The sequence below is a fragment of the Anoxybacillus sp. TBDG-1 genome (assembly GCF_054815885.1).
In genome coordinates this window covers 78,015-89,728 of sequence record NZ_JBTZSY010000005.1, presented here as the reverse complement: position 1 = coordinate 89,728, position 11,714 = coordinate 78,015, and the positions used below count along the sequence as shown (strand labels likewise).

12 protein-coding genes are annotated in these 11,714 nt (G+C 40.3%); 8 read left to right on the top strand and 4 right to left on the bottom strand.

The window, feature by feature from the left end; all coding sequences use genetic code 11:
* Positions 1-135: 135 nt before the first annotated feature.
* The 3 genes from ACYQY7_RS03135 to ACYQY7_RS03125 all read left to right on the top strand — a co-directional run bounded on the left by ACYQY7_RS03135 (position 136) and on the right by ACYQY7_RS03125 (position 2,569).
* Positions 136-897 carry a metallophosphoesterase gene (locus tag ACYQY7_RS03135; RefSeq protein WP_461200688.1) on the top strand — a complete coding sequence of 254 codons (762 nt, stop codon included), beginning with the start codon at positions 136-138 and terminating at the stop codon, positions 895-897.
* Positions 898-979: 82 nt separating this feature from the next.
* A complete protein-coding gene (locus ACYQY7_RS03130) occupies positions 980-1,900 on the top strand; it encodes a MerR family transcriptional regulator (protein WP_461200687.1) in 921 nt (306 codons plus the stop codon).
* A gap of 81 nt (positions 1,901-1,981) precedes the next feature.
* Entirely contained in the window at positions 1,982-2,569 is a 588-nt protein-coding gene (locus ACYQY7_RS03125; RefSeq protein ID WP_461200686.1) for a genetic competence negative regulator, read from the top strand.
* Positions 2,570-2,595: 26 nt separating this feature from the next.
* On the opposite strand, the gene ACYQY7_RS03120 is transcribed toward ACYQY7_RS03125, so the two are convergent.
* Positions 2,596-3,282 carry a PIG-L deacetylase family protein gene (locus ACYQY7_RS03120; RefSeq protein WP_461200685.1) on the bottom strand — a complete coding sequence of 229 codons (687 nt, stop codon included), beginning with the start codon at positions 3,280-3,282 and terminating at the stop codon, positions 2,596-2,598.
* A 185-nt stretch (positions 3,283-3,467) separates the two neighbouring features.
* Between ACYQY7_RS03120 and ACYQY7_RS03115 the strand changes: the two genes are divergently transcribed.
* The 4 genes from ACYQY7_RS03115 to bioA all read left to right on the top strand — a co-directional run bounded on the left by ACYQY7_RS03115 (position 3,468) and on the right by bioA (position 7,872).
* Positions 3,468-4,733, top strand: coding sequence for a Glu/Leu/Phe/Val family dehydrogenase (locus ACYQY7_RS03115; RefSeq protein ID WP_035046061.1), 1,266 nt, complete (start codon positions 3,468-3,470; stop codon positions 4,731-4,733).
* A gap of 69 nt (positions 4,734-4,802) precedes the next feature.
* Positions 4,803-5,783 (top strand): YpdA family putative bacillithiol disulfide reductase, encoded by a 981-nt coding sequence (locus ACYQY7_RS03110; RefSeq protein WP_461200684.1) that lies wholly within the window; start codon positions 4,803-4,805, stop codon positions 5,781-5,783.
* Positions 5,784-5,863: 80 nt separating this feature from the next.
* Positions 5,864-6,532 (top strand): dethiobiotin synthase, encoded by a 669-nt coding sequence (bioD, locus tag ACYQY7_RS03105; RefSeq protein ID WP_461200683.1) that lies wholly within the window; start codon positions 5,864-5,866, stop codon positions 6,530-6,532.
* The gene (gene bioA, locus ACYQY7_RS03100; RefSeq protein ID WP_461200682.1) at positions 6,508-7,872 is read left to right on the top strand and encodes an adenosylmethionine--8-amino-7-oxononanoate transaminase; all 1,365 of its coding nucleotides are present in this window, start codon (positions 6,508-6,510) and stop codon (positions 7,870-7,872) included. The genes bioD and bioA overlap by 25 nt, the downstream gene beginning before the upstream one ends.
* A gap of 11 nt (positions 7,873-7,883) precedes the next feature.
* On the opposite strand, the gene ypeB is transcribed toward bioA, so the two are convergent.
* The 3 genes from ypeB to prsW form a co-directional block, all read right to left on the bottom strand.
* On the bottom strand, positions 7,884-9,230 hold the full coding sequence (ypeB, locus tag ACYQY7_RS03095; RefSeq protein WP_461200681.1) for a germination protein YpeB: 1,347 nt from the start codon (positions 9,228-9,230) through the stop codon (positions 7,884-7,886).
* Positions 9,231-9,242: 12 nt separating this feature from the next.
* Positions 9,243-10,100 (bottom strand): spore cortex-lytic enzyme, encoded by an 858-nt coding sequence (sleB, locus tag ACYQY7_RS03090; RefSeq protein WP_461200680.1) that lies wholly within the window; start codon positions 10,098-10,100, stop codon positions 9,243-9,245.
* Between the two features lie 107 nt (positions 10,101-10,207).
* Complete coding sequence (gene prsW, locus ACYQY7_RS03085) at positions 10,208-10,882, bottom strand: glutamic-type intramembrane protease PrsW (RefSeq protein ID WP_461200679.1); 675 nt, start codon at positions 10,880-10,882, stop codon at positions 10,208-10,210.
* Between the two features lie 138 nt (positions 10,883-11,020).
* Here prsW and ACYQY7_RS03080 point away from each other — a divergent pair, with 138 nt between their 5' ends.
* Positions 11,021-11,680, top strand: coding sequence for a flagellar brake protein (locus ACYQY7_RS03080; RefSeq protein ID WP_461200678.1), 660 nt, complete (start codon positions 11,021-11,023; stop codon positions 11,678-11,680).
* Positions 11,681-11,714: the final 34 nt, after the last annotated feature.

The following is an 11,714-nucleotide window of genomic DNA, read 5'->3' as shown; positions in this document are numbered from 1 at the left end:
TATAACCAAAAAAATCGGTCGAGAAAAAAATCTCCCACAAAGTCTTGACTCAAACAAAAACGATCATTTTTTTTCTCTTTTCTTTCGCATATGGTATGATGTCAATGAACGTATACAAAGAGAGGGAAAGTTGATATGGTGTATATTATCGTAGCTTTTGTTGCATTTATGATATACATGTGGATCGAAGCGCATCGTCATCGAGTAGTTTTTCATTCATTATCGTTTTCAACGTTTCCAGAAAGCTTTTCGCGCTTTCGTCTTTTTTTTATTTCAGATATTCATCGTCGACGTATATCCGAAACGTTTGTTGACTCATTAAAAGGAAAAGTTGATCTTGTCATCATCGGCGGCGACTTAACTGAAAAAGGGGTTCCGTTTTCACGTGTCAAACGAAATATTGAATTGTTAAAACAGCTCGGTCCTGTTTATTTTGTTTGGGGAAATAATGACTATGAAGTAGATTACCATGAGTTAGACGCACTACTACTTGAAAGCGGTGTAAAAATATTAGATAATACAGCGGTTACGTTTGAAAGTGAGCAAGGCGATTGCATCGCTTTGCTCGGTGTTGATGATATGAACAAAAAGCGAGATCGTCTTGATATGGCGTTAAGTGACGCAGAGCATACAACGTTTCGCATTCTCGTTAGCCATGATCCACGCATCATTGAAAAAATCATGCCGCAACATGAAATTGATCTCGTTTTAAGTGGACATACGCATGGAGGACAAATTCGTCTTGGACCGTTTGGTTTATATGAAAAAGGATGTTTGCAAAATGTAAATGGAACGATGTTACTTGTTAGCAACGGATATGGGACGACGACGCTCCCACTTCGTTTCGGTGCACGCGCAGAAACGCATCTCATTGAGTTAGAACATAAAAAAAGTTAAGCAAAACCTATACAAATTTTACACGCTCCCTTCATATCCGCTATAATGTTGACAGAATGACGCGAGATATGGAGGATTTTGTATGTCAACACAAGAAGGAAAGTATAATGTGAAGGCAGTCTCAAACATGCTAGGGATTCAACCTGGGACGTTGCGCGCATGGGAGCGCCGTTATCAAATTATCGCCCCACCGCGCAATGAAGCGGGACATCGTCTATATACAGAAGAACAAGTACAAATATTAAAATGGCTCGTTGATAAAGTCAATCAAGGGTTTACAATTAGCCAAGCCATTTCGCTGTTAGAACAGCGACCGTCAGAAGTGCATATACAAGCAGAAGATCATGTCACTGCGCTTCGCGAACGGCTATTGCAAGCCCTTTTATCATTTGAAGAATGGATAGCACATGAATTGCTAAATGAGGCGTTCAGTTTATATACGGTTGAAAAGGTTGCACTTGACATATTAAGTCCACTTCTTGTGAGGATCGGGGACTTATGGGAAAATGAAAAAATTACGAGCGCGCATGAACATTTCGCTTCCGCCTTTTTACGGTCACGACTTGGTATGGCGTTTTCTATGATTCCCGTCAATCGCTTGCTTCCAAAAACGATTTCTGTTTGCGGACCAAATGAATGGCATGAACTCGGATTACTTATTTTTACTTTATATTTGCGCAGAAGAGGCTATGAAACAATTTATTTAGGAGCAAGTATTGATCAACAAGATTTACCGATTGTCATTCATGAAGTGAAGCCATCTTATATTTTTTTATCGTGCACATTGAGCCAAAATGTACGAGCGACACTACAACTTGTCGATCAATTGAAACAAACATATCCACATATTCGTATTGGAATCGGTGGACGGGCGTTTGATGAAGTTGATGAACAAATAAAAAGCAAGTATCGTGATCATCTTCTCGGACAGTCAAAAGAGCAATGGGATGAATGGTTAAAATCGAATGAAAAATACTTGTCTAAAAGGGAGAAAACGATGTAAACTCATTAGTAATATGACGAACATTTTTACACGTTCGTCATATGCTAACAGTAAAGTCTGTGTAGGTAAGGAGGGATGTTTATGCGGCTTGAACGCTTAAACTACAATAAAATTAAAATATTCCTCACATTTGATGATCTAGTCGAGCGCGGTTTAACGAAAGAAGATTTATGGAAAGATACGTTTAAAGTGCATGAACTATTTCGTGATATGATTGAGGAAGCAAGTGAGGAGCTCGGCTTTGAAATTAACGGGTCGGTCGCTGTCGAAGTGTACTCTTTACCGGCACAGGGCATGGTCGTGATTGTAACGAGCGAAGGTGAAATGACAGATGAGGAAGACGAGTTTAGCGACGATTATATTGAGATGCAAGTCACGCTAGATGAAAGCGATGATATATTTTTTGAATTTCAAACGTTTGAAGATGTCATTCAATTAGCAACGCGTCTTTATTCGCTCGGTTGTCATGGCGGCTCGCTTTACGGTTATGAAGGACGATTTTATTTACATTTTGCTGAATCCGTTATCCCGACAGATGACTTTGTTGCTATTTTGGCTGAATACGGTAGCCCATCCACATTAACGATGTATCGTGTCGAAGAGTACGGCAAAAAATTGATCGCCAACGAAGCGGTCGCCCAACTATATAAATACTTTGTACAAAAATAACCTTCGCCCGTGCGCGAAGGTTATTTTTAAAACGGATAAGGTGGCTCACTTTCTTTTGACCATGCACGTATAAAGTATTCACGATTTTGAAACTTATGAAACGAGTTATGATGAACAGTCGGGAATACGCGCTCGACAGATAAATGTTGCGTGCGGTGCGCAAGTAAAGCTTCGCGCACTTTTTTTGCTTCTTCATCTGTAAACGTAAAGACGATATCAATGTTTTCAATTGGGTCACCGTAACGGTCAGGACGACCAACGACAGTCACGTAATACAGCTGTTCGACAATATGATCCATTGATGTTACTGCTTGATAGGTGGCTCGTTGAATCGCTTGATGGTCTCGATGTCCAGAAATACCATGTGGCGGAAAAGTCACGACAACGGTCGGTTTATATTGTTTAATCATGAGACGAATCGAATCAACAAGTTGCTTCTCATATTCAGGTAACTTTCCATCAGGATATGTATCGGTAACGACGTGATCAACACCTAAAATAGTCGTCGCTTGTTGTAATTCTTTTTTACGCACATGAGGGAGCTGTTCTTTTGTACAAACTGGCGGATTTCCGCATTTTCCTGCATCGCCAAGCGTCGCGCTATATACGATCGTTTCGACATCCTCACGCTTCGCTAATGAGGCAAGCAATCCTCCAACCGTAAACGTCTCATCATCAGGATGTGCAAAACAAAATAAAATTCGTTTTTTCATCTTTTTCGCCCCTTTCTATCGTATGTTCATTATATCGCTTTCATATTGTGATGTGAATGATCGTTTTTTTTTTGAAAACGATTACAAAAAATCAATAAAAACTTCTTTGCATATGCGCATAGAAGGTGTATACTATGACATGAAAGGCGGACAATATTTTACAAAAGGTTATGGGAGGTTTACAAATGGTAGCCGAAAAGCATACCAACGAAGAAAAACATGATGTCCTACGAGCAACGCAAATTGTCATACATAGAGCACTTGAAAAGCTCGGATATCCTGAAGAGGTGTATGAGCTGTTGAAAGAGCCGTTGCGCATGTTAACGGTGAAAATTCCGGTGCGCATGGATGATGGCTCAGTAAAAGTGTTTACTGGCTACCGTGCACAGCATAACGATGCGGTCGGTCCAACTAAAGGGGGTATTCGCTTTCACCCGAATGTGACAGAACGAGAAGTGAAAGCACTTTCTATTTGGATGAGTTTAAAATGTGGGATTGTTGATTTACCGTACGGCGGTGGAAAAGGTGGAATTGTATGCGATCCGCGTACGATGTCATTCCGTGAGTTAGAGCGACTAAGTCGCGGTTACGTTCGCGCCATTAGCCAAATTGTCGGTCCAACGAAAGATATTCCTGCGCCTGATGTGTTTACAAATTCACAAATTATGGCGTGGATGATGGATGAATATAGCCGAATTGACGAATTTAACTCCCCGGGATTCATTACAGGAAAACCGCTTGTACTCGGTGGTTCACACGGTCGTGAAACAGCAACAGCTAAAGGCGTTACAATTTGTATTCGTGAAGCGGCTAAAAAGCGCGGCATCGACTTAAAAGGCGCGCGTGTTGTTGTGCAAGGATTCGGTAACGCGGGAAGTTATTTGGCGAAGTTTATGCATGATGCTGGAGCGAAAGTCATTGGCATTTCTGATGCATACGGCGGTTTATACGATCCAAATGGTCTTGATATTGATTACTTATTAGATCGTCGCGACAGCTTTGGTACGGTAACGAAACTGTTTAAAAATACAATTACAAATAAAGAGTTGCTTGAATTAGAGTGTGATATTTTAGTACCAGCTGCCATTGAAAATCAAATTACAGAAGAAAATGCGCACAACATTAAAGCGAAAATCGTTGTCGAAGCGGCAAACGGTCCGACAACATTAGAGGCGACAGAAATTTTAACGGAGCGTGGCATTTTAATCGTTCCTGACGTGCTAGCAAGTGCTGGTGGTGTAACGGTCTCTTACTTTGAATGGGTGCAAAACAATCAAGGCTATTACTGGACAGAAGAAGAAGTGGAAGAAAAACTTGAAAAAGTAATGGTGAAAGCGTTTAATAACGTATATGAGACGGCTCAAACACGTCGCGTCGATATGCGCTTAGCAGCTTATATGGTCGGTGTGCGTAAAATGGCGGAAGCGTGCCGTTTCCGTGGTTGGATTTAATATTTGCACGAACACAGAAAATCTCCTATCATTGTATGATAGGAGATTTTTTGTTGAGGTGAGCGTCAAGTGAAAAAAGAACAAATGATTATTGTCGGTGGAGGACCGTGTGGATTAGCAGCTGCGATTGCTTTGCAAAACGCAAACTTTTCACCGCTTGTCATCGAAAAAGGAAATATCGTCAATTCAATATATCATTATCCGACACATCAAACATTTTTTAGTTCGAGCGATCGTTTAGAAATTGGTGGTGTACCGTTTATTACAGAAAATCGCAAGCCGAAGCGTAATCAAGCTCTTGCTTATTACCGGGAAGTTGTGACGCGGAAAAATATTCGTGTCCATTCGTTTGAAAAAGTAGAGCGCGTGACGAAACAAGCGAATGGGGCATTCATTGTGGAGACAAGTAAAGATACGTACGAAGCGACATACGTCATTATTGCAACAGGGTACTATGACAACCCAAACTATATGAACGTGCCTGGGGAACATTTGCCGAAAGTGACGCATTACTTTAAAGAAGCACACCCTTATTACAATACAGATTGTGTCGTCATTGGTGGAAAAAACTCAAGTGTTGATACAGCGCTAGAACTTGTAAAAGCGGAGGCGCGCGTCACCGTTTTATATCGCGGTTCACAATATTCTTCCAGCATTAAACCGTGGATTTTACCTGAGTTTGACTCGCTTGTTCGCCAAGGAATTATTACGATGGAATTCAATGCTCATGTGAAAGAAATTACAGAAGATGCGGTCATTTATACAGTAAATGGTGAAGAAAAGAAAATAAAAAACGATTTCGTTTTTGCGATGACGGGATATCATCCTGACCATGACTTCTTGAAGAAAATGGGTGTTAACATTGATGCTGAGACAGGACGGCCAATGTATAATCTAGAAACGATGGAAACAAATGTAGAAGGTATTTTTATTGCTGGAGTTATTGCGGCTGGAAATAACGCCAATGAAATTTTTATTGAAAACGGTCGTTTCCATGGCGACTTAATTGCTGCATGTATTGCTAAAAGGGAGAAAAAAGTGTCCGAGTAATGCTCGGGCATTTTTTTTGTTGTTTTATATTGTTAACTATAATAAAATAAAAGTTAACAAATAAAAGGGAGAGGAACAGTATGAAAGGTTTTTTCATTACAGGGACAGACACAGATGTCGGAAAAACATTTGTTACTGCTTGCATGCTGCAAACCCTTATTAACAAACGTATACGTGCAACGGCTTATAAACCTATTCAAAGCGGAGCACAATGGCGAGATGGAAAATGGGTTGCACCTGATGTGGACACGTATCGAAAAGTGATCAATGTGACTGATGAAGATGGATGTACATATTTACTGAAAACTCCTTGCTCGCCACATCTCGCTGCAAAAATGGATGGGGTCACAATAGAACCAGATCGTATTTTGCTACATATGAGAAGGCTACAACAAACGTATGATTTCGTACTTGTCGAAGGCGCAGGGGGAATTGCTGTTCCGCTCGTTGACGAATCGTTTCTTGTTGCTCATTTAGCTCAGTTGTTATCTCTTCCGCTCATTATTGTTGCTCGGGCGAGTGTCGGGACGATTAACCATACGGTGTTAACCGTACAATATGCGAAATCATTTGGTTTACAAATAGCTGGCATTATCATGAACGGCTTTGCTACACCAAAAAATGAAATTGAACAAGAGAACATACGGATGATTGAAGCGATGACACATATCCCGGTCATTGCCGAAATTTCGCATATGACGAACTTTTTACGTGGTGAAATTGTATGGAGAAAGGAATGGTGGCAATGAACGAGTGGATTGAAAAAAGTAAAACATATTTATGGTTGCCATTTACACAAATGAAAGATTATGAACAACATCCACTCGTCATTGAAAGCGGCGAAGGTATTTTTTTGACGGATGTGAACGGAAAAACATATTATGACGGATATTCATCCCTTTGGTTAAACGTTCATGGCCATCGAAAAAAAGAAATTGACGATGCAATTCGGGCTCAAATGGAACGAATTTCCCATTCGACGCTTTTAGGTGCAGCGAATGTTCCTGCTATTGCATTAGCCGAAAAATTAATTGAATGGACGCCAAGTCATTTAACGCGCGTGTTTTATTCGGATAGTGGAGCAGAAGCTGTAGAAATTGCGCTAAAAATCGCTTTTCAATATTGGCGGAATATCGGAGAAGATAAAAAACGAAAATTTGTCACGTTGACAAACGGCTATCACGGAGATACAGTCGGCGCCATTAGCGTTGGAGCCATCGACATTTTTCATACCGTATATGAACCGCTTATGTTTACGAGCTATAAAGCACCATTTCCGCTCATCTATCGTCATCCAAGCAACGATCCAAACGTTGTGCGTGATGAAGCGTTAGAGGCGTTACAAAAAATATTTGCCGAACATCATGAAGAAATTGCAGCTATGATTGTCGAAGGGATGATTCAAGGAGCGGGGGGCATGCATGTAATGCCAACAGGATATTTAAAAGGAGTAGAGCAATTATGTCGAAAATATAACATTTTATTGATTGTCGATGAAGTAGCCACGGGCTTTGGACGGACAGGAAAACGATTTGCGATCGAGCATGAAAATGTGAAACCTGATATTATGACGGTTGCAAAAGGTATTACTGGCGGTTATTTGCCAATTGCTGCTACATTGACGACGGAAACGATTTATGAAGCGTTTTATGGCGATTATACAGAGTTGAAAACGTTTTTCCACGGACATTCTTATACAGGAAACCAGCTCGGTTGTGCAGCTGCTTTAGCGAACATAGAAATTTTTGAGCGTGAGCGACTGATAGAACAAGTAGAAAAAAAGGCGGCGTTTGTTGCCGAACAACTTGCATCGTTTACTGAGCTCGCTCATGTTGGTGATGTGCGCCAGCTTGGGCTCATGTGCGGCATCGAACTCGTGCGTGATCGTCATACACACGAACCGTATCCATGGACCGAACGCATCGGATATAAAACTACGCTAACGATGAGAGAAAAAGGGATGCTAACACGTCCGCTTGGGGATGTCATCGTCTTTATGCCACCGTTAGCTAGTACATTTGAACAACTAGAAGTGATGATCACTATTATGCGTGACGCTATCATCGAAACGACAGAAAAAAGGGGCTGATTGCTAGCCCCTTATATTTCGCCATATATAGGTTCAGGATTTTGAAGTTTTTCTACTTTTTCTTCCATTCCATTTTGTGCATTAATGAAAATGCGGTATGTGTCGTCTCCGAGCGTTCCTAAAAATTCATAGCAAAGCACTTCTTGATTTACATTGTTCATAATAATCGCTTTTCTTTCTTCCATAATGGTGACGTTTGGATTCATTTTTTTGCGTGCTTGTTCAATCGAAATCGCTGGTTTTGGAATGGTTCGTTCACGCTTTGACGATAAGTAGTCGCGGGCAGAAAAGCCAATAATGTTTCCATCATCTAGTGCGATTTTCATTTTAATCGATTCAGGGTAAATACGAACACCGTTTTGTGCTGTAACGAACGTGAGCACAGCGACATGATCATACTGCGTGCTTTCGTACAGTTCGAAGTTGTTAAATTTATGTTGTTTTAAAAAGTGAAGCCCGCGTATCGTTGCGTCATTTAAACTGATGTTTTGCTTGTTAACAGGGCGATTTTCAATAACCCAAATCGGATATCCTCCTTTTTCGGTAATATCCATATACGTCTCACTCTTTGTTTTTGGATTTTTAATCGTTACACTATAAAACGCGTCATTTGCCCCTTCTCCGCTATGAACAACTTGTATTTCCACATTCCCTTTTAACCCGAGAAATGTTTTTGCAATTTGTTTTGCTTCTTCTTTTGTAATCTTTTTTCCGGAAATATGTTCAAACCCTTTCGCTCGCTTCTCAACACTTGTAAACGAAGGACCGAAATCGGTTTCATTATAAGATTGAACGTTTTTTTCTACCGTTTTAAACCCATCAATAATTGTGTTGTCGTTTGGACGGTTGTTTGTCGCGAGTGCCAACTCAACATCCATCCACCGCAAGTTGTTTTCTAATACGAGATGTTGCACGTTTCGCAACTCTTGTTGAATATCAGCAGACTTTTTATATAGTTGTTGTAATGTTTTATATTCTTCATTATTTAACGGTTGTTTGTCTAAATCCCGAATCGCCGCACGGTAGCTAAATGAACCGATATTAGACAAAAACTCTTCAGTTTTATTAAAAGGTAAAAGAGAAAGAGGGAGCTGTCCAACAGTTGCGTGCGCTTCAGAGGCAAGACGCCATACTTCCGCAAGCGCAGGTGACAGCGATTGACGGGAGTTCATGGCAAGCGTTGTTCCAATTTGGTCGTGAAGCAAGTCGATTTGATACGTTAAATCGTGAAATGCACGTTGATAGTTGTTTTCCGCATGAATCAAAATCGCATTTTTTTGTTGGTGTTCCCGATAACCCCAATATGCTGTGCCAGCAATGCCAATCGATAGAGCGGCAATGAGTAAAATTCGTAGCAAAAAACTCCCCTCCTATTTACAAAAAATATGTTTTCCAATTTGTTTAATTTGTGGACGACTCCAAATCCATCCGTTTGTCGCTGTGTTTGGATTGAAATAATATAGCGCTCCACTAGATGGATCCCATCCGTTTAACGCATCAAGTACCGCCTTGCGGGACGTTTCATTTGGAGTGAGCCAAATTTGTCCGTCCGCGACAGCTGTAAACGCTCCTGGTTCAAAAATGACGCCAGCTACTGTGTTTGGAAACGAAGGACTATTGATACGATTTAAAATGACTGCTGCAACAGCGACTTGACCGATATACGGTTCACCCCGCGCTTCACCATGCACAGCGTTCGCCATCAGTTGTATATCATTTTGAGAAAAGCCGTTTGGTACATTTACCGCAGCCGTTTTTACACGTTTTGCAGCTGTTTGCTGGGGACTTGTAGTTTTGCTGGCTTGTTTATTTGTTGTTCTTGTCGCAGTTGCTTGATTTTTGGCTTTCGTTTGACGTACCTTGACTTGTTTGCTTAACGGAACGCCGCCGTAATGAGTAAACGTATTTCCTTTTCGTAAATTGTTATAAACAAATGACTTGTAATATTTTGAAGCGCGTACGAGTTTTTGTTTCGTTGTTTCTCCTGCTAGCCCATCGACAGGCAACTTAAATTTGTATTGAAAGTTGCGTAACGCCCAATATGTCCGCCAACCAAATACTCCATCAATTTTCCCTCTATAAAAGCCGAGATATTGCAATCTTGCTTGTAGTTCAATGACATCATCACCGACAGCTCCGCGTTGAATGACTTGTTTAGAAAATGCATGCGCCTGCGATGTATAACTAAACGAAAAAATCAAAAATAAACAAATGAACCATTTGCGCATTGTGACTCCTCCCTTGATGTGTAAACAATACCTTTTAACGCTATTTTTTGTCACAATGACGTTTTTATACATGGGAAAAGCAAAATGACATAATAAAAAGCCAAGCGTTACGCCTGGCTTGATGATCGTGCGATCTCTATCGTCAGTCCTTTTGCAAGTTTGACTTTTCGTAAAGCGAGCCACCATAAAAAAATCATAAATGGAAGCATGTAGTATATCCAACGTTCTTGTGTTAATAATATATAGTCATATATGCCATGAAATAAAAATGGGAGAAGGAAAGAAAACCATATATAATTTTTTTGTTTTTTAGGCGACCCAAATTTTGCTTTTCCTAAATAAAAACCCATAATAACACCAAACAATGCATGGCTTGACACAGGTAAAAGCGCGCGAGTAACTGCAAATTCTACCCCATTTGCAAATAAATATAAAATATTTTCAAGCGTAGCGAACCCGAGTGATACACTTACTCCATAAACAATGCCATCATACGGTTCGTTAAATTCCCGATGATCATAAATGGCATAGTAAAAAACAAACCATTTGAAAAACTCTTCCAGTAAGCCCGTTGATAAAAACGCTTCAACAAAAGGATTCGGCAACATATGTTCCACTTTTAATACGTGTTGAATAAACATAAGCGGAAATACTAAAAATGCCCCATATAAAAACATGCGCAAAACGAGTGATAACGGTTCGGTTTCGTATTCGTCTTTCAAATAAAAATAACTGAGCAACGCTAGCCCGGGAGCAATGCCCGCAGAAATGATAGCCCACATAAATTCTTCCTCGTTCCCAATTCTTTTCTTTTCATTTTGATGGTATCATGTTATTGTCAAATTGAAAATGCTATGAGGTGTATTTTTCATATACTAAATGGAAAGACGGAAATGTTTTTAGCGAGGGGGATTTACACATTGATTAAAATTGGGGTACCGTTAACGCTTGAACCAAAATATAGCGAACAAATGGAGAAGTATAAGTGTAAAGTAGCTGAAATAGAAGAAGAAAAAATTTACATTGATTACCCAATTGATATGAGCACAAATCGCACAGCCTTTTTGCTAGATGGAACGCAACTAAAAGTCAGTTTTGTCGGGGAGGATGAAGCCGTTTATGCGTTTGAATCGGAAGTGCTAGGAAGAACAAAACGGAATATTCCACTTCTCATTTTATCATACCCTGGGGACAATCAACTTCTGCGCATTCAACGTCGTCAGTTCGTACGTGTTGAATCGGTTGTAGACGTTGCTGTTCATCCTCTCAATGATGAGTTTGCCCCATTTACGACAGTGACAAGCGACATAAGTGCAGGGGGAGCAGCGATTGTATTGCCACATCGCGAAACAGGGTTAAAACATGGAATGACAATTGAAATTTGGCTCGTGCTCCATATGCGTTCGGGAGATTATCTTTATTTACGTTTTCGTGCACGCGTTGTTCGTATATTTGAAGAAAACGTTCTGAAAGCATCTTTGCAATTTTTAGAAGTGAGTGATGTTGATCGTCTCACACTAATTCGTTACAGCTTTGAAAAACAGCTTGAGTTAAGAAAAAAAGAGCAGTTTGATGCATAAATCGATACGTTCTCTCCCACAATAAAAATAAAAA

What these genes read in the sequence shown, in the direction of transcription:
- ACYQY7_RS03135 (WP_461200688.1), top strand. Translation starts at nt 136, where the DNA reads ATGGTGTATATTATCGTAGCTTTTGTTGCATTTATGATATACATGTGG.
- ACYQY7_RS03130 (WP_461200687.1), top strand. Translation starts at nt 980, where the DNA reads ATGTCAACACAAGAAGGAAAGTATAATGTGAAGGCAGTCTCAAACATG.
- ACYQY7_RS03125 (WP_461200686.1), top strand. Translation starts at nt 1,982, where the DNA reads ATGCGGCTTGAACGCTTAAACTACAATAAAATTAAAATATTCCTCACA.
- ACYQY7_RS03120 (WP_461200685.1), bottom strand. Translation starts at nt 3,282, where the DNA reads ATGAAAAAACGAATTTTATTTTGTTTTGCACATCCTGATGATGAGACG.
- ACYQY7_RS03115 (WP_035046061.1), top strand. Translation starts at nt 3,468, where the DNA reads ATGGTAGCCGAAAAGCATACCAACGAAGAAAAACATGATGTCCTACGA.
- bioD (WP_461200683.1), top strand. Translation starts at nt 5,864, where the DNA reads ATGAAAGGTTTTTTCATTACAGGGACAGACACAGATGTCGGAAAAACA.
- bioA (WP_461200682.1), top strand. Translation starts at nt 6,508, where the DNA reads ATGGAGAAAGGAATGGTGGCAATGAACGAGTGGATTGAAAAAAGTAAA.
- sleB (WP_461200680.1), bottom strand. Translation starts at nt 10,100, where the DNA reads ATGCGCAAATGGTTCATTTGTTTATTTTTGATTTTTTCGTTTAGTTAT.
- prsW (WP_461200679.1), bottom strand. Translation starts at nt 10,882, where the DNA reads ATGTGGGCTATCATTTCTGCGGGCATTGCTCCCGGGCTAGCGTTGCTC.